Source organism: Streptomyces daghestanicus (assembly GCF_020521275.1).
In the GTDB taxonomy this organism is placed as follows: Bacteria; Actinomycetota; Actinomycetes; order Streptomycetales; family Streptomycetaceae; genus Streptomyces; species Streptomyces griseoviridis.
Genome location: NZ_BNDX01000008.1, coordinates 1,485,762 through 1,508,957, shown reverse-complemented (window position 1 = coordinate 1,508,957; position 23,196 = coordinate 1,485,762). Strand labels below are relative to the sequence as shown.

19 protein-coding genes are annotated in these 23,196 nt (G+C 68.1%); 17 read left to right on the top strand and 2 right to left on the bottom strand.

Annotated features, from left to right (window positions below; genetic code table 11):
* The first annotated feature begins 44 nt into the window (after positions 1 to 44).
* From rplK to tuf, 13 genes are all read left to right on the top strand, one after another.
* On the top strand, positions 45 to 479 hold the full coding sequence (gene rplK / locus Sdagh_RS16255; protein WP_006130605.1) for a 50S ribosomal protein L11: 435 nt from the start codon (positions 45 to 47) through the stop codon (positions 477 to 479).
* Positions 480 to 560: 81 nt separating this feature from the next.
* Positions 561 to 1,286 (top strand): 50S ribosomal protein L1, encoded by a 726-nt coding sequence (gene rplA, locus Sdagh_RS16250; protein ID WP_189417949.1) that lies wholly within the window; start codon positions 561 to 563, stop codon positions 1,284 to 1,286.
* A gap of 141 nt (positions 1,287 to 1,427) precedes the next feature.
* On the top strand, positions 1,428 to 2,297 hold the full coding sequence (locus Sdagh_RS16245) for an SCO4651 family lipoprotein (RefSeq protein ID WP_189417946.1): 870 nt from the start codon (positions 1,428 to 1,430) through the stop codon (positions 2,295 to 2,297).
* A 59-nt stretch (positions 2,298 to 2,356) separates the two neighbouring features.
* The gene (locus Sdagh_RS16240; protein ID WP_226535186.1) at positions 2,357 to 3,364 is read left to right on the top strand and encodes an SCO4651 family lipoprotein; all 1,008 of its coding nucleotides are present in this window, start codon (positions 2,357 to 2,359) and stop codon (positions 3,362 to 3,364) included.
* Between the two features lie 361 nt (positions 3,365 to 3,725).
* The gene (gene rplJ / locus Sdagh_RS16235; RefSeq protein ID WP_189417943.1) at positions 3,726 to 4,256 is read left to right on the top strand and encodes a 50S ribosomal protein L10; all 531 of its coding nucleotides are present in this window, start codon (positions 3,726 to 3,728) and stop codon (positions 4,254 to 4,256) included.
* A 118-nt stretch (positions 4,257 to 4,374) separates the two neighbouring features.
* Complete coding sequence (rplL, locus tag Sdagh_RS16230) at positions 4,375 to 4,764, top strand: 50S ribosomal protein L7/L12 (protein WP_189417941.1); 390 nt, start codon at positions 4,375 to 4,377, stop codon at positions 4,762 to 4,764.
* A 542-nt stretch (positions 4,765 to 5,306) separates the two neighbouring features.
* Complete coding sequence (rpoB, locus tag Sdagh_RS16225) at positions 5,307 to 8,792, top strand: DNA-directed RNA polymerase subunit beta (protein ID WP_189417939.1); 3,486 nt, start codon at positions 5,307 to 5,309, stop codon at positions 8,790 to 8,792.
* Positions 8,793 to 8,886: 94 nt separating this feature from the next.
* Positions 8,887 to 12,783: a DNA-directed RNA polymerase subunit beta' gene (locus Sdagh_RS16220; RefSeq protein ID WP_189417937.1), complete on the top strand. Its 3,897-nt coding sequence runs from the start codon at positions 8,887 to 8,889 to the stop codon at positions 12,781 to 12,783.
* Between the two features lie 315 nt (positions 12,784 to 13,098).
* Positions 13,099 to 13,617: a DUF1707 and DUF4190 domain-containing protein gene (locus tag Sdagh_RS16215; RefSeq protein WP_226535372.1), complete on the top strand. Its 519-nt coding sequence runs from the start codon at positions 13,099 to 13,101 to the stop codon at positions 13,615 to 13,617.
* A 274-nt stretch (positions 13,618 to 13,891) separates the two neighbouring features.
* Positions 13,892 to 14,263, top strand: coding sequence for a 30S ribosomal protein S12 (gene rpsL / locus Sdagh_RS16210; protein WP_003948652.1), 372 nt, complete (start codon positions 13,892 to 13,894; stop codon positions 14,261 to 14,263).
* 2 nt (positions 14,264 to 14,265) lie between these two features.
* A complete protein-coding gene (gene rpsG / locus Sdagh_RS16205) occupies positions 14,266 to 14,736 on the top strand; it encodes a 30S ribosomal protein S7 (protein WP_003992340.1) in 471 nt (156 codons plus the stop codon).
* Between the two features lie 39 nt (positions 14,737 to 14,775).
* Positions 14,776 to 16,902: an elongation factor G gene (fusA, locus tag Sdagh_RS16200; RefSeq protein ID WP_189417932.1), complete on the top strand. Its 2,127-nt coding sequence runs from the start codon at positions 14,776 to 14,778 to the stop codon at positions 16,900 to 16,902.
* Positions 16,903 to 17,073: 171 nt separating this feature from the next.
* On the top strand, positions 17,074 to 18,267 hold the full coding sequence (gene tuf / locus Sdagh_RS16195) for an elongation factor Tu (RefSeq protein WP_189417929.1): 1,194 nt from the start codon (positions 17,074 to 17,076) through the stop codon (positions 18,265 to 18,267).
* A 571-nt stretch (positions 18,268 to 18,838) separates the two neighbouring features.
* On the opposite strand, the gene Sdagh_RS16190 is transcribed toward tuf, so the two are convergent.
* Positions 18,839 to 19,267 carry a DNA-binding protein gene (locus Sdagh_RS16190; protein WP_372478451.1) on the bottom strand — a complete coding sequence of 143 codons (429 nt, stop codon included), beginning with the start codon at positions 19,265 to 19,267 and terminating at the stop codon, positions 18,839 to 18,841.
* Between Sdagh_RS16190 and Sdagh_RS16185 the strand changes: the two genes are divergently transcribed.
* The 3 genes from Sdagh_RS16185 to Sdagh_RS16175 are packed head-to-tail and all read left to right on the top strand — an operon-like array spanning position 19,266 to position 20,975.
* Positions 19,266 to 19,478 carry a DUF397 domain-containing protein gene (locus Sdagh_RS16185; protein WP_189417924.1) on the top strand — a complete coding sequence of 71 codons (213 nt, stop codon included), beginning with the start codon at positions 19,266 to 19,268 and terminating at the stop codon, positions 19,476 to 19,478. The genes Sdagh_RS16190 and Sdagh_RS16185 overlap by 2 nt on opposite strands.
* Position 19,479: 1 nt before the next feature.
* A complete protein-coding gene (locus Sdagh_RS36705; protein WP_306887139.1) occupies positions 19,480 to 19,758 on the top strand; it encodes a DUF397 domain-containing protein in 279 nt (92 codons plus the stop codon).
* Positions 19,759 to 19,796: 38 nt separating this feature from the next.
* A complete protein-coding gene (locus tag Sdagh_RS16175; protein ID WP_190076701.1) occupies positions 19,797 to 20,975 on the top strand; it encodes an acyltransferase family protein in 1,179 nt (392 codons plus the stop codon).
* 10 nt (positions 20,976 to 20,985) lie between these two features.
* Here the strand turns inward: Sdagh_RS16175 and Sdagh_RS16170 are convergent, their stop codons facing one another.
* Positions 20,986 to 22,251: a glycoside hydrolase family 16 protein gene (locus Sdagh_RS16170; protein WP_189417918.1), complete on the bottom strand. Its 1,266-nt coding sequence runs from the start codon at positions 22,249 to 22,251 to the stop codon at positions 20,986 to 20,988.
* A gap of 623 nt (positions 22,252 to 22,874) precedes the next feature.
* On the opposite strand from Sdagh_RS16170, the gene rpsJ reads away from it, so the two are divergent.
* The gene (rpsJ, locus tag Sdagh_RS16165; RefSeq protein WP_003948644.1) at positions 22,875 to 23,183 is read left to right on the top strand and encodes a 30S ribosomal protein S10; all 309 of its coding nucleotides are present in this window, start codon (positions 22,875 to 22,877) and stop codon (positions 23,181 to 23,183) included.
* Positions 23,184 to 23,196 lie beyond the last annotated feature (13 nt).

Here is a 23,196-nt window from a genome sequence, read left to right as displayed (position 1 = left end):
GCCCGGAGGCGGGCAGGACCCGAATCGAAAGGACCCGGAGAGCTATGCCTCCCAAGAAGAAGAAGGTCACGGGGCTCATCAAGCTCCAGATCCAGGCCGGTGCCGCGAACCCGGCCCCGCCGGTCGGCCCCGCGCTGGGTCAGCACGGCGTGAACATCATGGAGTTCTGCAAGGCCTACAACGCCGCGACCGAGTCGCAGCGTGGCTGGGTCATCCCGGTGGAGATCACGGTCTACGAGGACCGCTCCTTCACCTTCATCACCAAGACCCCGCCGGCCGCGAAGATGATCCTCAAGGCCGCGGGCGTGGAGAAGGGCTCCGGCGAGCCGCACAAGACCAAGGTCGCGAAGATCACGCGCGACCAGGTCCGTGAGATCGCCACCACCAAGATGCCCGACCTCAACGCCAACGACCTGGACGCCGCCGAGAAGATCATCGCCGGCACCGCCCGTTCCATGGGCGTCACGGTCGAGGGCTGACCTCCACCCCCGTACACGAGCAGTAGTGGCAGGGCCTGCTCGGCCCGGACCACAACTCCTTAGAAGCCAACAGGAGCAGTAGTGAGCAAGCGCAGCAAGTCTCTCCGCGCTGCGGACGCCAAGATCGACCGGGAGAAGCTGTACGCCCCGCTCGAGGCCGTCCGTCTCGCCAAGGAGACCTCCACGACCAAGTTCGACGGCACCGTCGAGGTCGCCTTCCGCCTGGGTGTCGACCCGCGCAAGGCCGACCAGATGGTCCGTGGCACCGTGAACCTCCCGCACGGCACCGGCAAGACCGCCCGGGTCCTGGTCTTCGCGACCGGTGACCGTGCCGAGGCCGCGCGTGCCGCGGGCGCCGACATCGTCGGCGCCGACGAGCTGATCGACGAGGTGTCGAAGGGCCGTCTGGACTTCGACGCCGTCGTCGCCACCCCGGACCTCATGGGCAAGGTCGGCCGCCTCGGTCGCGTCCTCGGCCCGCGTGGTCTGATGCCGAACCCGAAGACGGGCACCGTGACCCCGGACGTGGCCAAGGCCGTGACCGAGATCAAGGGCGGCAAGATCGAGTTCCGTGTCGACAAGCACGCGAACCTGCACTTCATCATCGGCAAGACGTCGTTCGACGACACCAAGCTGGTGGAGAACTACGGTGCGGCCCTGGAGGAGATCCTCCGTCTGAAGCCGTCCGCCGCCAAGGGCCGCTACATCAAGAAGGCCGCCATCAGCACCACGATGGGCCCCGGCATCCCGGTCGACTCCAACCGCACCCGGAACCTCCTCGTCGAGGAGGACCCGGCCGCGGTCTGAGCCTGACGGTTCACCCGGAGCACCGGTTCACGGGCCCCGCACCCTGCCCAGGGCGCGGGGCCCGTTCCCGTTTCCGGACCCGTTGTCAGTGGTCTGCGTTAGCTTTCTGGTACGGGGACGACCGGGGGGCGGGTGACAGCGATGACGGGGACGGGCGGGCGGCGGCCGGCGGGGCGGATGGCGCTCACGGTGGCCGCGGTGATCGCGCTGGTGGCGCTGTGCACGGGCGCCTGCGGCCCGTCCGACGACGCCGATGGGGCCGGCGAGCGGACGACCGCGTCGCCGGCCGCCGCCGTGACCGCGGGGCTGCGCGCGGCCGAGCGGGCCACGGAGCGGGCCCGCTCCGCACGCGTGGAGTCCGGCACGCGGATCGGCTCCACGATCTCCCTGACGGCGGACGGCGCCCTCGGCTGGACCGACGACGAGGTCACCGGCACCCTCACGCTCACCTACACCGGCGGCGAGCTGGCCGACAGCATGCGGGAGCTGGGCAGCGCGTCGATGGAGGCGCGCTATCTGCCGGACGCGTACTACGCGCGCATGGGCGACGCCTTCGCCGCCCGGGCGGGCGGCCGGCACTGGGTGAGATACGCCTACGAGGACCTGGACGACCTGGCGGGCGGCACCGGCGCGGAGCTGGGGGACCAGATACGGGCGGCCACCCCCGACCGGTCCCTTGATCTGCTGCTGGCCTCCGACGACGTGCGGAAGGCCGGCGAGGAGCGGGTGCGGGGCCGGCTCACCACGCACTACTCGGGCACGGTCCGGGACCTGGCCGCCGGCGTCACCGCCCAGACCGTCGAGGTGTGGATCGACGACCGGGACCTGCTGGTCAAGAAGGTCGAGCGGGCGACGACCGCGGACGGCGAGCTGACCCAGACCGCCCACTACCGCGACTACGGCGTACGCGTCTCCGCCGAGAAACCCCCGGCCGACGACACCCAGGACGTGACGGAGCTGCTCGACGGGGTGGGCGGAAACCCGGCGGGGACCGATCGTCCCGTGGGCTAAACTCACAGGGTTTTCAAAGATTGAACAAAACTAATCCTTGCGTTCCTCTGGGGGGATCGATGGAGCTTGGTATACGCAAGCGGGGCGGGGCGACGCTCGCCGGTGTCGCGGCGCTGGTGCTGGCCGGGGGTGCCGTCGGCTGCGGCGCCGAGAAGGACGGCTCCGCCGGGCGGTCCGTCCACCAGGTGATCACGGCGGCGTACGAGAAGACCGCCGAGGCCAAGTCGGCCAAGGTCGAGATGACCATGTCGATGCCGGGGGCGGCGGGCGGCGACATGACCATGAACGGCGTGATGGGCTGGGACCCGACCGTCATGGATATGACGATGAAGGGCTCCGCCTTCGCGGCCGCCGGGCCGGACGCGCCCCAGCAGATGCGCATGATCTGGCAGGACAACGTCATGTACATGGACATGGGCGCCGAGGCCGCCAAGGAAATGGACGGCAAGCGCTGGCTGAAGTTCGACCTGGCCGCCGCGGCGGAGATGGCCGGGGACGAGGCGCTGACCGAGCAGATGACCAAGGGCCTGGAGAACGTGAACCAGAACCCGGCCGACCAGCTCGCCATGCTCCTGGAGTCGCCCAGCCTCAAGCACGTCGGCACCGCGAAGGTCGACGGCGTCGAGACCGAGCACTACAAGGGCACGCTCACCGTCAAGGAGATGATGGAGAGCAACGAGAGCCTGGAGGTGCTGAAGCCCGCCGAGCGCAAGCAGCTCCTGGAGAACATCGACAAGGCCGGCATCAAGGGCTACGACACCGAGGTGTGGGTCAACGAGGACGACCTGCCCGTCCGTATGGACGTCTCGATGGAGTCCCCCGAGGGCAGCATCGAGACCAGCATGAAGCTCTCTGACTACGGCGCCAAGGCCGAGGTGCAGGTGCCGCCGGCCGGCGAGACCACCGACCTGGCCGACATGTTCAAGGAGATGGGCGACGCGCTGGGCGACCTCTCCGACGCGACCGGTTCCACGGACGCCGGCTCCACCGAGGACCTCGACAAGGAGCTGGCCGACATCGAGAAGGAACTGGCCGAGCTGGAGTCGCTGGACGCCTCCGGAGTCTGATCCGAAGGTTCCGATCCGGGGATGCGAGCCGGGGTGCGAGCCCCCTCCGTCCCGGTCGTCATGACGGTCCGCCGACCGGATTTGCTTGACGGCGATCCGGTCGCGTACTCTCCAACAGAAGCCAAAGACCGCTGGTCGTTGCCGCACGTTCGCAAGAAGGTGCGGTGGCCGAAGGATCCGCTGAACAGCGGACGACCCGCGCAGGTGTCAGTGGAGAAGCTCCCGATCGATCCGTGCCGTGCGCGTACGGAGACCAAGCGGTCGAGCTACGCCCCGAGCGCCTGCGCCGGGGCGTTTCGTTTTCCCCAGTCCTCCTTCGGGTCCGCGCGGTCCGAATCACCCGGAAGGAGGCCGAGGCTCTATGGCGAGGCCCGACAAGGCTGCCGCGGTTGCCGAGCTGACGGATCAGTTCCGCAACTCGAACGCCGCCGTGCTGACCGAGTACCGCGGTCTCACCGTGGCGCAGCTCAAGACGCTGCGCCGGTCGCTCGGTGAGAACGCCCAGTACGCCGTGGTGAAGAACACGCTGACCAAGATTGCGGCCAACGAGGCCGGGATCACGACGCTCGACGACCTGTTCAACGGTCCGACGGCGGTCGCCTTCGTCACCGGTGACCCGGTGGAGTCGGCGAAGGGTCTGCGCGACTTCGCCAAGGACAACCCGAATCTCGTCATCAAGGGCGGTGTCCTTGACGGCAAGGCGCTGTCCGCCGACGAGATCAAGAAGCTTGCGGACCTCGAGTCCCGCGAGGTTCTGCTCTCCAAGCTGGCCGGTGCCATGAAGGGCAAGCAGTCGCAGGCTGCCTCTGTCTTCCAGGCGCTGCCGTCGAAGCTCGTCCGCACCGTGGACGCGCTCCGTGCCAAGCAGGACGAGCAGGGCGGTGCCGAGTAATTCGGCTCGCTTTCTGACCCGCGCCGCCTGAGCGGCAACGGTCGCAGCGGGCCCGACGTACGCCCGCCTCACCCAGTACATCCGGCACCCCCTGCCGAATAGTGGAAGGACCGCCATCATGGCGAAGCTCAGCCAGGAAGACCTGCTCGCGCAGTTCGAGGAGATGACCCTCATCGAGCTCTCCGAGTTCGTGAAGGCGTTCGAGGAGAAGTTCGACGTCACCGCCGCCGCTGCCGCGCCGGTCGTCGTCGCCGGTGGTGCCGCTGGTGGCGCCGCCGCCGAGGCCGCCGAGGAGAAGGACGAGTTCGACGTCATCCTCACCGGTGCCGGCGACAAGAAGATCCAGGTCATCAAGGTCGTGCGCGAGCTGACCTCCCTCGGCCTGAAGGAGGCCAAGGACCTCGTGGACGGCGCCCCGAAGCCCGTCCTCGAGAAGGTCGCCAAGGACGCCGCGGACAAGGCCAAGGAGGCCCTCGAGGGCGCCGGCGCCTCCGTCGAGGTCAAGTAAGACCTTCGCGTTCGTGTGAACGGCCCCCAGGGGCTGTAACGCGTACGCACCGAAGAGCGATCATCCAATCGGGTGGTCGCTCTTCGTCGTTCCCGGACCTCGCCGTGGTTGCCTTGCGACCGTGTGTGAGCGAGGTATGGTGATCTTCGTTGTGTCTTCGACCGCCCCGGTTCGGGCAAGGGGGGCCTTGACGAACCGCACGCAGCGCGCAATTCTCAGGACGCGTCGTCACAACGATCCGGGTTCCGAGGCATGGATCGGCGACGCAGAGGGAAGTATCACCGTGCGTTGAGGGCAGGCTTGCCGCAGACGTCGAGATGAGGGTAGTGAGGCGCTCCGTAGAGCGGGACTGGACATCAGTGTGCCAAGTGGCTACACTGACCCTTTGCGCTGCCTGTTAGCTGCTCCCTGCCCGTCACCAGGGGCATGCCCTCGCTCGAGCACCGTCGACCGGATCGGCCCCCACCTGGGGTTTCCGGCTCTGTGCAGGGTGGGGGACCGGTACGCGCGTAGTGAGTCCGAGCCCTCGGAAGGACCCCCTCTTGGCCGCCTCGCGCAATGCCTCGACCGCGAATACGAACAACGCTGCCAGCACCGCCCCGCTGCGCATCTCCTTTGCAAAGATCAAGGAGCCCCTCGAGGTTCCGAACCTCCTCGCGCTGCAAACCGAGAGCTTCGACTGGCTGCTCGGCAACGACGCGTGGAAGGCTCGCGTCGAGGAGGCTCTCGAGTCGGGTCAGGACGTCCCCACCAAGTCCGGTCTTGAGGAGATCTTCGAGGAGATCTCCCCGATCGAGGACTTCTCCGGGTCGATGTCGCTGACCTTCCGCGACCACCGCTTCGAGCCGCCGAAGAACTCCATCGACGAGTGCAAGGAGCGCGACTTCACGTACGCCGCCCCGCTCTTCGTCACCGCCGAGTTCACGAACAACGAGACCGGCGAGATCAAGTCCCAGACCGTCTTCATGGGCGACTTCCCGCTCATGACGAACAAGGGCACCTTCGTCATCAACGGCACCGAGCGTGTCGTGGTGTCGCAGCTGGTCCGTTCGCCGGGCGTCTACTTCGACTCCTCCATCGACAAGACGTCCGACAAGGACATCTTCTCCGCCAAGATCATCCCGTCCCGGGGTGCCTGGCTGGAGATGGAGATCGACAAGCGCGACATGGTCGGTGTGCGCATCGACCGCAAGCGCAAGCAGTCCGTCACCGTCCTCCTCAAGGCGCTCGGCTGGACGACCGAGCAGATCCTGGAGGAGTTCGGCGAGTACGAGTCCATGCGCGCCACCCTGGAGAAGGACCACACCCAGGGCCAGGACGACGCGCTGCTCGACATCTACCGCAAGCTGCGTCCGGGCGAGCCCCCGACCCGGGAGGCCGCGCAGACGCTGCTCGAGAACCTCTACTTCAACCCGAAGCGCTACGACCTCGCCAAGGTCGGCCGCTACAAGGTCAACAAGAAGCTGGGTGCGGACGCCCCGCTCGACGCGGGCATCCTGACCGTCGAGGACGTCATCGCGACGATCAAGTACCTGGTCAAGCTGCACGCCGGGGAGACCGAGACGGTCGGCGACAACGGCCAGCCGGTCGTCGTCGAGACCGACGACATCGACCACTTCGGCAACCGTCGTCTGCGCAGCGTCGGCGAGCTCATCCAGAACCAGGTCCGTACGGGTCTGGCGCGTATGGAGCGCGTCGTGCGCGAGCGCATGACGACCCAGGACGTCGAGGCGATCACGCCGCAGACGCTGATCAACATCCGGCCGGTCGTCGCCTCCATCAAGGAGTTCTTCGGCACCAGCCAGCTGTCGCAGTTCATGGACCAGAACAACCCGCTGTCGGGTCTCACCCACAAGCGCCGCCTGTCGGCGCTCGGTCCGGGTGGTCTCTCCCGTGAGCGGGCCGGCTTCGAGGTCCGTGACGTGCACCCCTCGCACTACGGCCGCATGTGCCCGATCGAGACGCCCGAAGGCCCGAACATCGGTCTGATCGGCTCGCTCGCCTCCTACGGCCGGGTCAACGCGTTCGGTTTCGTCGAGACCCCGTACCGCAAGGTCGTCGAGGGCCAGGTCACCGACGACGTCGACTACCTGACCGCCGACGAGGAGGACCGCTTCGTCATCGCGCAGGCCAACGCCACGCTCGGCGACGACATGCGGTTCGCCGAGAACCGCGTGCTGGTCCGCCGCAAGGGCGGCGAGGTCGACTACGTCGGCCCCGAGGACGTGGACTACATGGACGTCTCGCCGCGCCAGATGGTGTCGGTCGCGACCGCCATGATCCCCTTCCTGGAGCACGACGACGCCAACCGTGCCCTCATGGGCGCGAACATGATGCGCCAGGCCGTGCCGCTCATCAAGTCCGAGGCGCCGCTCGTCGGCACCGGCATGGAGTACCGCTCCGCGGTCGACGCCGGCGACGTGGTCAAGGCCGAGAAGCCCGGTGTGGTCCAGGAGGTCTCCGCGGACTACATCACCACCGCCAACGACGACGGCACGTACATCACGTACCGCCTGGCGAAGTTCTCGCGCTCCAACCAGGGCACCTCGGTGAACCAGAAGGTCATCGTCAGCGAGGGCGACCGGATCATCGCCGGCCAGGTCCTCGCCGACGGCCCCGCCACCGAGAACGGCGAGATGGCGCTCGGCAAGAACCTGCTGGTCGCGTTCATGCCGTGGGAGGGTCACAACTACGAGGACGCGATCATCCTGTCGCAGCGCCTCGTGCAGGACGACGTCCTCTCCTCGATCCACATCGAGGAGCACGAGGTCGACGCCCGTGACACCAAGCTCGGCCCCGAGGAGATCACCCGGGACATCCCGAACGTCTCCGAGGAGGTCCTCGCCGACCTCGACGAGCGCGGCATCATCCGCATCGGCGCCGAGGTCATCGCCGGCGACATCCTCGTCGGCAAGGTCACGCCCAAGGGCGAGACCGAGCTGACGCCCGAGGAGCGGCTGCTGCGCGCGATCTTCGGTGAGAAGGCCCGTGAGGTCCGTGACACCTCGCTGAAGGTGCCGCACGGCGAGACCGGCAAGGTCATCGGCGTCCGCGTCTTCGACCGCGAGGAGGGCGACGAGCTTCCCCCCGGTGTCAACCAGCTGGTGCGCGTCTACGTCGCGCAGAAGCGCAAGATCACCGACGGTGACAAGCTCGCCGGCCGCCACGGCAACAAGGGCGTCATCTCCAAGATCAACCCGATCGAGGACATGCCGTTCCTGGAGGACGGCACGCCGGTCGACATCATCCTCAACCCGCTGGGCGTCCCGTCCCGGATGAACCCGGGACAGGTCCTGGAGATCCACCTCGGCTGGCTCGCCAGCCGCGGCTGGGACGTCTCCGGCCTCGCGGAGGAGTGGGCCCAGCGGCTCCAGGTGATCGGCGCCGACAAGGTCGAGCCCGGTACCAACGTCGCCACCCCGGTCTTCGACGGTGCGCGTGAGGACGAGCTGGCCGGTCTGCTCCAGCACACCATCCCCAACCGGGACGGTGAGCGGATGGTGCTGCCGACCGGCAAGGCGCGGCTGTTCGACGGCCGGAGCGGTGAGCCGTTCCCGGACCCGATCTCGGTCGGCTACATGTACATCCTCAAGCTGCACCACCTGGTCGACGACAAGCTGCACGCCCGCTCGACCGGCCCGTACTCGATGATCACCCAGCAGCCGCTGGGTGGTAAGGCCCAGTTCGGTGGCCAGCGCTTCGGTGAGATGGAGGTGTGGGCGCTGGAGGCGTACGGCGCCGCTTACGCCCTCCAGGAGCTGCTGACCATCAAGTCCGACGACGTCACCGGCCGCGTGAAGGTCTACGAGGCCATCGTCAAGGGCGAGAACATCCCCGAGCCCGGCATCCCCGAGTCCTTCAAGGTGCTCATCAAGGAGATGCAGTCCCTGTGCCTCAACGTGGAGGTGCTGTCCTCGGACGGCATGTCCATCGAGATGCGCGACACCGACGAGGACGTCTTCCGCGCTGCGGAGGAGCTTGGCATCGACCTGTCCCGGCGCGAGCCGAGCAGCGTCGAAGAGGTCTGACGGGAGTCCGGCGGCCTTCCCCGCGAAGGCCGCCGGCCCCAGGACCCCCGTATCAGACCCCATGACTTACAACCCTGAGAGGGATTGACGCATAGTGCTCGACGTCAACTTCTTCGATGAGCTCCGGATCGGTCTGGCCACCGCTGACGACATCCGTCAGTGGAGCCACGGCGAGGTCAAGAAGCCCGAGACCATCAACTACCGCACCCTCAAGCCGGAAAAGGACGGGCTCTTCTGCGAGAAGATCTTCGGTCCGACCCGGGACTGGGAGTGCTACTGCGGCAAGTACAAGCGCGTCCGCTTCAAGGGCATCATCTGCGAGCGCTGTGGCGTCGAGGTCACGCGCGCCAAGGTGCGCCGTGAGCGGATGGGCCACATCGAGCTGGCCGCCCCCGTCACGCACATCTGGTACTTCAAGGGCGTTCCGTCGCGGCTGGGCTACCTGCTCGACCTCGCCCCGAAGGACCTGGAGAAGGTCATCTACTTCGCCGCGTACATGATCACGTACGTGGACGAGGAGCGCCGTACGCGCGACCTGCCCTCGCTGGAGGCCCACGTCTCCGTCGAGCGCCAGCAGATCGAGCAGCGCCGCGACGCCGACCTGGAGGCCCGCGCCAAGAAGCTCGAGACGGACCTCGCCGAGCTGGAGGCCGAGGGCGCCAAGGCCGACGTGCGCCGCAAGGTGCGCGAGGGTGCCGAGCGTGAGATGAAGCAGCTGCGCGACCGCGCGCAGCGCGAGATCGACCGCCTCGACGAGGTGTGGAACCGGTTCAAGAACCTCAAGGTCCAGGACCTGGAGGGCGACGAGCTGCTCTACCGCGAGCTGCGCGACCGCTTCGGCACCTACTTCGACGGCTCGATGGGCGCCGCCGCGCTGCAGAAGCGCCTGGAGTCCTTCGACCTGGAGGAAGAGGCCGAGAAGCTCCGCGAGATCATCCGCACCGGCAAGGGCCAGAAGAAGACCCGCGCGCTCAAGCGCCTGAAGGTCGTCTCCGCGTTCCTGCAGACCAGCAACAGCCCCAAGGGCATGGTGCTGGACTGCGTGCCGGTCATCCCGCCGGACCTGCGTCCGATGGTGCAGCTGGACGGTGGCCGCTTCGCGACCTCCGACCTGAACGACCTGTACCGCCGTGTGATCAACCGCAACAACCGCCTGAAGCGGCTTCTCGACCTCGGCGCGCCCGAGATCATCGTGAACAACGAGAAGCGCATGCTCCAGGAGGCCGTGGACGCGCTGTTCGACAACGGCCGTCGTGGCCGGCCGGTGACCGGTCCGGGCAACCGCCCGCTCAAGTCGCTGTCCGACATGCTCAAGGGCAAGCAGGGCCGCTTCCGCCAGAACCTGCTCGGCAAGCGCGTGGACTACTCCGCGCGTTCCGTGATCGTCGTCGGCCCGCAGCTCAAGCTGCACCAGTGCGGTCTGCCGAAGGCGATGGCGCTGGAGCTGTTCAAGCCGTTCGTGATGAAGCGCCTGGTCGACCTGAACCACGCGCAGAACATCAAGAGCGCCAAGCGCATGGTCGAGCGCGGCCGCACGGTCGTGTACGACGTGCTGGAAGAGGTCATCGCGGAGCACCCGGTTCTGCTGAACCGCGCGCCCACGCTGCACCGCCTCGGCATCCAGGCCTTCGAGCCGCAGCTGGTCGAGGGCAAGGCCATCCAGATCCACCCGCTCGTCTGCACCGCGTTCAACGCGGACTTCGACGGTGACCAGATGGCCGTCCACCTGCCGCTCTCCGCGGAGGCGCAGGCCGAGGCCCGCATCCTGATGCTGTCCTCGAACAACATCCTCAAGCCCGCCGACGGCCGTCCGGTGACGATGCCGACCCAGGACATGGTCCTCGGTCTGTTCTTCCTCACCACCGACGGCGAGGGCCGGGACCTCAAGGGCGAGGGCCGCGCGTTCGGCTCGGCGGCCGAGGCGATCATGGCCTTCGACGCGGGCGAGCTGTCGCTCCAGTCGAAGATCGACATCCGCTTCCCGGTGGGCACCATCCCGCCGCGCGGCTGGACCCCGCCGGCCCGTGAGGAGGGCGAGCCCGAGTGGCAGCAGGGTGACACCTTCACGCTGCGCACCACGCTGGGCCGCGCGCTCTTCAACGAGCTGCTGCCCGAGGACTACCCGTTCGTCGACTACGAGGTCGGCAAGAAGCAGCTCTCCGAGATCGTCAACGACCTCGCCGAGCGCTACCCGAAGGTCATCGTGGCGGCGACGCTCGACAACCTGAAGGCGTCCGGCTTCTTCTGGGCGACCCGTTCCGGTGTCACCGTGGCCATCTCCGACGTCGTCGTCCCCGAGGCGAAGAAGGAGATCGTCAAGGGCTACGAGGCGCAGGACGAGAAGGTCCAGAAGCAGTACGAGCGCGGTCTGATCACCAAGGACGAGCGCACGCAGGAGCTCATCGCGATCTGGACCAAGGCGACCAACGAGGTCGCCGAGGCGATGAACGACAACTTCCCGAAGACCAACCCGATCTTCATGATGGTGAACTCGGGCGCACGAGGCAACATGATGCAGATGCGTCAGATCGCCGGTATGCGTGGTCTGGTGTCGAACGCGAAGAACGAGACGATCCCGCGTCCGATCAAGGCGTCGTTCCGTGAGGGCCTGTCCGTGCTGGAGTACTTCATCTCCACGCACGGTGCCCGTAAGGGTCTGGCGGACACCGCTCTGCGTACCGCCGACTCGGGTTACCTCACCCGTCGTCTGGTCGACGTCTCCCAGGACGTCATCATCCGCGAGGAGGACTGCGGCACCGACCGCGGTCTGCGCCTGAAGATCGCCGACCGTAAGGACGGCGTGCTGCTCAAGGCGGAGGACGTCGAGACGTCCGTGTACGCGCGCTGCCTCGCCGAGGACATCGTGGTCGACGGCAAGGTGCTGGCCCCGGCCGGCACCGACCTCGGCGACGTGCTCATCGACGAGCTGGTCAAGCACGGGGTCGAGGAGGTCAAGACCCGCTCGGTCCTGACCTGCGAGTCCGCCGTCGGCACCTGCGCGATGTGCTACGGCCGCTCGCTGGCCACCGGCAAGCTGGTCGACATCGGTGAGGCGGTCGGCATCATCGCCGCCCAGTCCATCGGTGAGCCCGGCACCCAGCTGACGATGCGCACCTTCCACACCGGTGGTGTGGCCGGTGACGACATCACCCAGGGTCTGCCGCGTGTCGTCGAGCTCTTCGAGGCCCGTACCCCGAAGGGTGTCGCCCCGATCTCCGAGGCCTCCGGCCGCGTGCGGATCGAGGAGACCGAGAAGACCAAGAAGATCGTCGTCACCCCGGACGACGGCAGCGACGAGACGGCGTACCCGATCTCGAAGCGCGCCCGTCTGCTGGTGGGCGAGGGCGACCACGTCGAGGTGGGCCAGAAGCTCACCGTGGGTGCCACCAACCCGCACGACGTGCTGCGCATCCTCGGCCAGCGGGCCGTCCAGGTCCACCTGGTCGGTGAGGTGCAGAAGGTCTACAACTCGCAGGGTGTGTCGATCCACGACAAGCACATCGAGATCATCATCCGGCAGATGCTCCGCCGCGTGACGATCATCGAGTCCGGCGACGCCGAGCTGCTGCCCGGCGAGCTGGTCGAGCGCTCGAAGTTCGAGACCGAGAACCGTCGTGTGGTCCAGGAGGGCGGTCACCCGGCCTCCGGTCGTCCGCAGCTGATGGGTATCACCAAGGCCTCGCTGGCGACGGAATCCTGGCTGTCGGCCGCCTCCTTCCAGGAGACGACCCGAGTCCTGACGGACGCGGCGATCAACGCCAAGTCCGACAGCCTCATCGGCCTCAAGGAGAACGTCATCATCGGTAAGCTCATCCCGGCCGGTACGGGTCTGTCCCGCTACCGCAACATCCGGGTGGAGCCCACCGAGGAGGCCAAGGCCGCGATGTACTCGGCCGTCGGCTACGACGACATCGACTACTCGCCGTTCGGCACGGGCTCCGGACAGGCCGTGCCGCTGGAGGACTACGACTACGGGCCGTACAACCAGTAGGGCCTACGTCCACTGAAGGGCGGCCACTCCGCTTCGCGCGGGGTGGCCGCCCTTCGGCGTGCCGGGGCAGCCGGCGGCGACCGGGCGGGCCGCGGAGGGCGCGGCGGCGGGGCGCGGGCGGTCAATCCGCGCGAACCGTCGAAGAAGCGCCGTTCTTGGCGCATCATGGAGGAACCTCGGGCGTTCGGGAGGTCCTCGGTGTCGTATCCGTCATGGCAGTCCTGGGAGGGCGTGGACCAGCCGCCGGGTGGTGTCGTGCCGGGCCCTGGAGGCCCCGCGGGCACCCCCCGGCCGGTGCCGGGCCCGGCGGGTGCTGTGCCGCGCCCCTGGCCCGGCTACGGGGTGCCGCAGCCAGCCGCCGCCTCGGTGTCGTCCCTGCTCGCCTCGCACGCCGAGCGTGAGCGGGCCGTCGATGTGCTGCGGGCCGGGTACGGAGAGGGGCGGCTGGAGCACGCCGAGTTCGAGAAGCGGGTCGCGCGGGCCTACGGGGCGCGGACCGTCGGGGAGCTGGCGGTGCTGGTCGCGGATCTGCCGCAGGGGCCCGTGCCGGTCGGGCGGGCGGTGCCGGGGACGTTCCTGCCGCCGCCCGCGCCGGTCACCAACGGCAAGGCGGTCGGGGCCATGGTGTGCGGAGTGCTCACGGTCGTGACCGGGGGGCTCACCGGAGTGCCGGCGGTGGTGCTCGGGCACGCCGCGCGCGGGGAGATGCGGCGGACCGGGGAGCGCGGGGAGGGGCTCGCCATGGCCGGGCTGGTGCTGGGATGGATGTCGATCGCCGGCTGGGCGTTCATCGTCACGGTGCTGATCGCGGCGGGGCTGGCGTCCTCCGGATGACCTCGCGGGCTTGACACGTGCCGTAGGAGGACGCGGGCGTTCCGTATTTGTTTTGACCGCAGCGAATGCGGTAGGTACGCTCAGACCTTGTGCCTGGGGTGTGCCCTGGCTTCTGTGCGTGCCTTCAACCGCACGGACGTCCGCAAGCGGCCACCGTAATCTGTGCTCCTTTCGCCTCGCGGCGGGAGACCGCTGGATTCGACACACCCGACCGCGTGGGTCGGCGACGTTCCAGGTTAGCTGTACCCATCGGCACACAGAAACCGGAGAAGTAGTGCCTACGATCCAGCAGCTGGTCCGGAAGGGCCGGCAGGACAAGGTCGAGAAGAACAAGACGCCCGCACTCGAGGGTTCCCCTCAGCGCCGTGGCGTCTGCACGCGTGTGTTCACGACCACCCCGAAGAAGCCGAACTCGGCCCTGCGCAAGGTCGCGCGTGTGCGTCTGACCAGCGGGATCGAAGTCACCGCTTACATTCCGGGTGAGGGGCACAACCTGCAGGAGCACTCCATCGTGCTCGTGCGCGGCGGCCGTGTGAAGGACCTCCCGGGTGTTCGCTACAAGATCATCCGCGGTTCCCTCGACACCCAGGGTGTCAAGAACCGCAAGCAGGCCCGCAGCCGCTACGGCGCCAAGAAGGAGAAGTAAGAATGCCTCGTAAGGGCCCCGCCCCGAAGCGTCCGGTCATCATCGACCCGGTCTACGGTTCTCCTCTTGTCACGTCGCTGATCAACAAGGTGCTGCTGAACGGCAAGCGCTCCACCGCCGAGCGCATCGTCTACGGCGCCATGGAGGGTCTGCGTGAGAAGACGGGCAACGACCCGATCATCACGCTGAAGCGCGCGCTGGAGAACATCAAGCCGACCCTCGAGGTCAAGTCCCGCCGTGTCGGTGGCGCCACGTACCAGGTGCCGATCGAGGTCAAGCCCGGTCGCGCCAACACGCTCGCGCTGCGCTGGCTGGTCGGTTACTCCCGCGCCCGTCGCGAGAAGACCATGACCGAGCGTCTGCTCAACGAGCTTCTCGACGCCTCCAACGGCCTCGGCGCCGCTGTGAAGAAGCGCGAGGACACGCACAAGATGGCCGAGTCCAACAAGGCCTTCGCGCACTACCGCTGGTAGTCGCTACCCACATCGAGACCGAGAGAAGACTGAAGCCTTATGGCTACCACTTCACTTGACCTGGCCAAGGTCCGCAACATCGGGATCATGGCCCACATCGACGCGGGCAAGACGACCACCACCGAGCGGATCCTGTTCTACACCGGTGTGTCGTACAAGATCGGTGAGGTCCACGACGGCGCCGCGACCATGGACTGGATGGAGCAGGAGCAGGAGCGTGGCATCACGATCACGTCCGCTGCCACCACCTGTCACTGGCCGCTGGAAGACGTCGACCACACCATCAACATCATCGACACCCCGGGCCACGTCGACTTCACCGTAGAGGTGGAGCGTTCGCTGCGCGTGCTCGACGGTGCCGTGACGGTGTTCGACGGCGTCGCCGGTGTCGAGCCCCAGTCCGAGACGGTGTGGCGTCAGGCGGACCGCTACGGCGTTCCGCGCATCTGCTTCGTCAACAAGCTCGACCGGACCGGTGCCGAGTTCCACCGCTGCGTCGACATGATCTCCGACCGCCTGGGCGCGCAGCCGCTGGTCATGCAGCTGCCGATCGGCGCGGAGGCGGACTTCAAGGGCGTCGTCGACCTCGTGACGATGAAGGCCTTCGTCTGGTCCGCCGAGGCGACCAAGGGTGAGATGTACGACATCGTCGACATCCCGGAGACGCACACCGAGGCTGCCGAGGAGTACCGCGGCAAGCTGCTCGAGGCCGTCGCCGAGAACGACGAGGAGCTGATGGAGCTGTACCTGGAGGGCACCGAGCCCACCGTGGAGCAGCTCTACGCCGCGATCCGTCGTATCACCATCGCGTCCGGCAAGGGCGACGGCACCACCGTCACCCCCGTCTTCTGCGGCACCGCGTTCAAGAACAAGGGCGTCCAGCCCCTGCTCGACGCCGTCGTGCGCTACCTCCCCTCCCCCCTGGACGTCGAGGCCATCGAGGGCCACGACGTGAAGGACGCGGAGAAGGTCATCGCGCGCAAGCCGTCCGACGACGAGCCGCTCGCGGCGCTGGCGTTCAAGATCATGAGCGACCCGCACCTCGGCAAGCTCACCTTCGTCCGCGTGTACTCCGGCCGCCTGGAGTCCGGCACCGCCGTGCTGAACTCCGTCAAGGGCCGCAAGGAGCGCATCGGCAAGATCTACCGCATGCACGCGAACAAGCGTGAGGAGATCGAGTCGGTGGGCGCCGGCGACATCGTCGCCGTGATGGGTCTGAAGCAGACCACGACCGGTGAGACGCTGTCCGACGAGAAGAACCCGGTGATCCTGGAGTCCATGGACTTCCCGGCGCCGGTCATCGAGGTCGCGATCGAGCCCAAGTCCAAGGGCGACCAGGAGAAGCTGGGTGTCGCCATCCAGCGTCTCGCGGAGGAGGACCCCTCCTTCCAGGTGCACACCAACGAGGAGACCGGCCAGACCGTCATCGGCGGTATGGGCGAGCTTCACCTCGAGGTGCTGGTCGACCGGATGAAGCGCGAGTTCAAGGTCGAGGCCAACGTCGGCAAGCCGCAGGTCGCGTACCGTGAGACGATCCGCAAGGCCGTCGAGAAGGTCGAGTTCACCCACAAGAAGCAGACGGGTGGTACCGGCCAGTTCGCTCGCGTGATCATCGCGATCGAGCCGATCGAGGGTGGCGACGCCTCCTACGAGTTCGTCAACAAGGTCACCGGTGGCCGTGTGCCGAAGGAGTACATCCCTTCGGTGGACGCCGGCGCGCAGGAGGCCATGCAGTTCGGCATCCTCGCCGGTTACGAGATGACCGGTGTCCGCGTGACGCTGCTCGACGGTGCCTACCACGAGGTGGACTCCTCCGAGCTGGCGTTCAAGATCGCCGGTTCGCAGGCCTTCAAGGAGGCCGCGCGCAAGGCCAGCCCCGTGCTGCTCGAGCCGATGATGGCCGTCGAGGTCACCACGCCCGAGGACTACATGGGCGACGTCATCGGCGACATCAACTCCCGCCGTGGCCAGATCCAGGCCATGGAGGAGCGGGCCGGTGCCCGCGTCGTCAAGGGGCTCGTGCCCCTGTCGGAGATGTTCGGCTACGTCGGCGACCTCCGCAGCAAGACGTCGGGTCGCGCAAGCTACTCGATGCAGTTCGACTCCTACGCCGAGGTTCCGCGGAACGTCGCCGAGGAGATCATCGCGAAGGCCAAGGGCGAGTAACGAGGCTCCGTTTAACGGACCGCGTATCCACGCCTTAGGCTTGACTCCGGAGCCTGACGGAGGGCATTCCGCCACCAACCCGGCGGAATGCCCCGGGCCCGGGATATCCAGCAAAGATCACCTGGCGCCGATGAAGCAAGGCGTTCAGAACCACTCCACAGGAGGACCCCAGTGGCGAAGGCGAAGTTCGAGCGGACTAAGCCGCACGTCAACATCGGCACCATCGGTCACATCGACCACGGTAAGACGACCCTCACGGCCGCCATTACCAAGGTGCTGCACGACGCGTACCCGGACCTGAACGAGGCCTCGGCCTTCGACCAGATCGACAAGGCTCCCGAGGAGCGCCAGCGCGGTATCACCATCTCCATCGCGCACGTCGAGTACCAGACCGAGACGCGTCACTACGCCCACGTCGACTGCCCCGGTCACGCGGACTACATCAAGAACATGATCACGGGTGCGGCGCAGATGGACGGCGCCATCCTCGTGGTCGCCGCCACCGACGGCCCGATGCCGCAGACCAAGGAGCACGTGCTCCTGGCCCGCCAGGTCGGCGTTCCGTACATCGTCGTCGCGCTGAACAAGGCCGACATGGTGGACGACGAGGAGATCCTGGAGCTCGTCGAGCTCGAGGTTCGTGAGCTGCTCTCCGAGTACGAGTTCCCGGGCGACGACCTGCCGGTCGTCAAGGTCTCGGCGCTGAAGGCGCTCGAGGGCGACGCCGAGTGGGGCAAGTCCGTCCTGGAGCTCATGAAGGCCGTGGACGAGGCCATCCCGGAGCCCGAGCGTGACGTCGACAAGCCGTTCCTGATGCCGATCGAGGACGTCTTCACCATCACCGGTCGCGGTACGGTCGTCACCGGCCGCATCGAGCGTGGTGTCCTCAAGGTCAACGAGACCGTCGACATCATCGGCATCAAGACCGAGAAGACCACCACCACGGTCACCGGTATCGAGATGTTCCGCAAGCTGCTCGACGAGGGCCAGGCCGGTGAGAACGTCGGTCTGCTGCTCCGCGGCATCAAGCGCGAGGACGTCGAGCGCGGCCAGGTCATCATCAAGCCGGGCTCGGTCACCCCGCACACCGAGTTCGAGGCGCAGGCCTACATCCTGTCCAAGGACGAGGGTGGCCGCCACACGCCGTTCTTCAACAACTACCGTCCGCAGTTCTACTTCCGCACGACGGACGTGACCGGCGTGGTGACCCTCCCCGAGGGCACCGAGATGGTCATGCCGGGTGACAACACCGAGATGAAGGTGGAGCTCATCCAGCCCGTCGCCATGGAAGAGGGCCTGAAGTTCGCCATCCGCGAGGGTGGCCGGACCGTGGGCGCCGGCCAGGTCACCAAGATCAACAAGTGACCTGACCTGGGCTGATCCAGCCTCTGAGGGCCCGCACGACTTCGGTCGTGCGGGCCCTTCGCCGTTCTCGGCGGGCGTTGTCGGTGGCAGCGGGGAGACTGTCCTGCGACCCGTTCCCTCTGCCGTGAGAGCGGCCCGTGAGTGCCTCGCCCGATGACGAACCGTCCGTGTCCGACGCGGAGTCGGAGGCGTTCCTGAAGCGCGCCGCCGGGGGCTCCCCGGGCGAGGCTGCGGCCCGCCAGGGGAACGGGCGTCCGCGGAGCCCCCGGGGGCGGCGGACCGGGCCGGCCCGGCAGGAGAGCGGCGGCGGCCGGGTACGCCGGCGCCGGCTCCTCGGGGTGATCGGCGTACTGGTCACGGTGGCCGTCGCCGTGGTCGCCGTACGGCCCTCGCTGCTGCTGTACCGGTTCGGTGGCGACGAGGGGAGCCGGGGGCCGGGGCTGTCCACGCGTGCCGAGCCGTTCCGCGGGTCGCCCGCGCTGAGCTGGGCCGACGGGGCCGAGGGGAGCTTGCGGGGCTCGGGGAGGCGGGGCAAGGGGTTGGTACGGACCGGGGGGCGGGGACGCCCTTCTCAGATGCCGGTGAGCTGGACCCGGCCCCCGCACAGCCGGGACATGTCGTCGAGGCCGGACGTCAGCAGGGCGACGGGGCCCGGCTGGCGGAGGGCCATCTCCGCGACGGTCGCGTCGATGGCGTCCTTGTGACCGTGCAGGCCCGCGGCCTTGAGCAGTTCCGCGGACGCCTTCGCCGCGTCCGCGGTCACCGGCTCGACGCGGGCGCGGGACAGTGCCCACCGCAGCCGGTGCGGGTTCACGCGCGCGTGGGTGACTTCCACGATGGTGTTGGCACCGATGACGACGTCCGTGCCCAGGGCGTGGAACACCTGGAGCACCGCGAGGACCTCGCGGTCCTGGGCGATCCACCCGGAGAGGCCCTCGGAGTCCAGGACCACCGTCTCGACGTGCCCGGTCACGCGGCGCTCGCGGAGCCGGAGACACATGATGCGCAAGGAATCCGCCGGGGGCGCCTCCGAACTGGCGTGGTTCAAGAGCAGCCACAGCGGTGGCGCGAACGGGGAGTCCTGTGTCGAGGTGGCGATAGCCCCGCATGCCGTGCACGTGCGTGATTCCAAGACGGCCGTGGACGGTCCTCGGCTGGCGGTCGCGCCTGGGGCGTGGGGGGAGTTCGTGGCGTACGCCTCGGGGAGGTGACGTGACCGACCTGGCCTGGTTCAAGAGCAGCTACAGCGGCGGCAACGACGGAGAGTCCTGCGTCGAGGTCGCGATAACCCCCCGTTCCGTCCACGTCCGTGACTCCAGGTACGGCACCGGGGGCAGCCCCCGGCTGCTGCTGGGGGCGGGGAGCTGGGACCCGTTCCTCTCCTCGCTGCGCTGCGCTGAGGTCGCGGTGGGGCAGGGGGAACTCTCGGTGAACTCTGTGGCAACGCTGTTCGAGAGCTTTGCGCCGGGTCGATCACAACGCTTCCGCTGACATGAGCACTGCTCTTGTCTGGTGGGGTGAAGCAACCCATGCCCCCGCTCACCACAGCCGGCCCCCCGGCCGCCGCCGTCCCCGTCCAGCGTTCCTCACCGGACCAGGGGCCCCCGGCGGGGAAGGGCGCGGACCGCGCACCCCGCGCCGGACGGCGGCTGTACGTGATCGACGGCATCCGGCTCGTCGCCGCCCTGATGGTCGCCCTGCACCACTACGCGGGCACCGAGCGGGTCGACCGGCCGGGCAACGTGATCTGGGGCCGGCCGGTCGGTGACCTCATGCCGACCGTGCACCACCTCGCCGCCTACGGCTGGATCGGCGTCGAGATCTTCTTCGTGATCAGCGGCTTCGTGATCTGCATGTCGAGCTGGGGGCGCTCGCCCCGGCAGTTCTTCGTGTCGCGGGTCATCCGGCTCTACCCGGCGTACTGGTTCGCGGTGCTGTTCACCACGGGCGTGCTGGTCGCCGTACCGGGCGTGTGGGAGCGGCTGAAGATACGCGAGGTGCTGTTCAACCTCACCATGCTCCAGTCCGGCTCCGGCGTGCCGAACGTCGACGGCGTCTACTGGACCCTCTGGTCCGAGCTGCGCTTCTACCTGCTGTTCCTGGTCGTCGTCGCCATGGGGCTGACGTACCGCAGGGTGGTGGCGTTCTGCTGCGTGTGGGGCGCGGTGGCGATGCTCGCGCCGGCCGCCGACCTGCCCGTCCTCGAACTGGTCGCCAACCCGGACGGGGCCTGGTTCTTCATCGCCGGACTCGCCCTGTACCTCATGCACCGCTTCGGGCCCGACCTGCTGCTGTGGGGCATCCTCGGCATGGCGTGGATGATGGGGCAGCTGGAGCTGGGGCGGCGGATCGACGAGATCGAGCACGTCTCCGGCTGGCGCGGGGCGTTCCTGGTCTACACCGTCTTCCTGCTGTTCATGGCCGCCGTCGCCCTCGGGTACACCGACCGCGTGCGGTGGAAGTGGCTGGTGACGGCGGGGGCGCTGACGTACCCGCTGTACCTGACGCACTACGCGGCGGGCACCGCGCTGATCAGCCGGCTGCGGGACACCATGGACCCCCGGCTGCTGGTGGTGGCGGTGATCGCCGGGTTCTGCGTGCTGAGCTACCTGGTGCACCGGCTGGTGGAGCGGCCGGTGGCCCGCGGGATCAAGCGCGGCCTGGACCGCTCCTTCACCCGGCTGCGGGCCGCCGACCGCCACGGCTGAGGGCCGGGACTCAGCCGATGGTCCACTTCTGGTTGGCCGTGCCGGCGCAGGTCCAGATCTGCAGCCGGGTGCCGTCCGCCGAGGAATGGCCCGTGGCGTCCAGGCACTTGTCCGCACCCGTGTTGGTCAGGTCACCCGCCGCGGTGTACGTCCACTTCTGGGCGCCGGTGCCGTTGCAGGTGTAGAGCTGCACCGGCGTGCCGTCCGCCGTCGCCCCGCCCCGCACGTCCAGGCACTTGCCGAGCGCCCGCACGGTGCCGTCGCCGGGGAGCGTCCACTTCTGCGCGTCGACACCGGTGCAGTCGTGCAGCTGGACCGGCGTGCCGTCCGCGCTGGAGGCGCCGGCGACGTCGACGCACATGCCGCCGATGCCCTTGATCGCCCCGCCGGTGGCGCCGCCGCCGGAGTCGGAGGCGGAGACCCGGACGTAGTCGACGGTCATCGTCTGCGGGAAGGGGGTGGAGGAGTCCGGGCTGCCGGGCCAGTTACCGCCGACCGCGAAGTTCAGGATGATGAAGAACGGGTGGTCGAAGACCCACTTGTTGCCGTTGACCCCGGACGGCGTCAGCGTCTTGTACGCCTGCCCGTCCACCGACCAGGTGATCCCCGCCGGGCTCCAGTCGACCGCGAAGGTGTGGAAGGCGTCGGCGAACGCCTGCCCGTTCGGCAGCGTGTACGCCGCGCCGATGCCGCCGCTGCCCGAGTAGCCGGGGCCGTGCACCGTGCCGTGGACGGTGCCGGGCTCGTTGCCGACGTTCTCCATGATGTCGATCTCACCGCTGCCCGGCCAGCCCACGCTGCCGAGGTCGTCGCCGAGCATCCAGAACGCCGGCCACACGCCCTGGCCGCGCGGCACCTTGATCCGGGACTCGAAGTGCCCGTACTTCTGCGTGAAGGTCCGCGCGGTGTTCAGCCGGGCCGAGGTGTACTGACAGGTCCCGTACCAGCACTGCAACCCGCCGTCGGTGTTCTTGCGGGCGGTGATGACCAGGTTGCCGCCGCCGTCGAGGGCCGCGTTGGAGGTGCTGTCCGTGTAGTACTGGAGTTCATTGTTGCCGTTGCCCGAGCCGCCGGTCTCCAGCGTCCACTTCGCGGAGTCGGGGCGGGAGCCGGCGGCGCCGTCGAACTCGTCGGACCAGGTGACCGCGGCCTCGGCCGCGTCGGCCCGGTGGGTGCCGGGACCCGATGTGGCCAGGAGCAGGGCGGTGACGAGCGCACCGGTCACGAGCAGGACCAGTCCGCCGAGGGACCATCTCGGGGCGCGATGAACAGCCATCGTGAGCACACCTCGTTCGTGGGGAGGATCGTCCGTGGGGGAGAGCGATGCTGTGCCCGGCATGCTAGGGACCTGGTCATGACAACCGCTAGTAGGCGGAACGCGCCATTCACTGCGCTGACCTGCTCTTACCTGAGGTAATAAGCTTGCGACGGGGACGCTTAAGGGCGCTTTAAACGCTGGTTAAGGCGCGCGAGGGCGGCGTCGGTGGTTTGAGGTGCGGCGCCGGCGGGGTACTGTCGTCGGCTCGATTGGCGTCCGCGGTGCCCTGTATGGCAGACTAGCGGGGTTGCTCGGTCGAGTGCCGATGCTGCGCGCCTCCCGCCGGGGGGACCGGAAGCGAGTCCCACAGTACTCGTCGCCTCATGTGATGTGCCGAAAGGCGCAGGGGCGGACGTACGGGAATCTTTCGGGAAGCGTATGCGGGGTTCCGGCCAGGCGCCCGGTGGGTCTTCGCCCCCGGCCCGCGGTTCCGGAAGGGCCCGCACTCCCATGGCAGGGACGTTCGAACAAGGGACATCTTTGTCAGCGGGAGCGCGACACGCCCGACCGCGTGGGTCGGAGACGCAAGACAGCAGACTCCGGGTCCCAGAGCGTTAGAGAGACAGGACTACCAAGTAGCCATGGCGGGACAGAAGATCCGCATCCGGCTCAAGGCCTACGACCACGAGGTCATCGACTCTTCGGCGAAGAAGATCGTCGAGACGGTGACTCGCACTGGTGCGTCGGTCGCGGGCCCGGTGCCGCTGCCCACTGAGAAGAACGTGTACTGCGTCATCAAGTCGCCGCACAAGTACAAGGACTCGCGCGAGCACTTCGAGATGCGCACGCACAAGCGCCTGATCGACATCCTCGACCCGACCCCCAAGACCGTTGACTCTCTGATGCGACTCGACCTCCCGGCCGGTGTCGACATCGAGATCAAGCTCTGAGGCCGGTGATCTG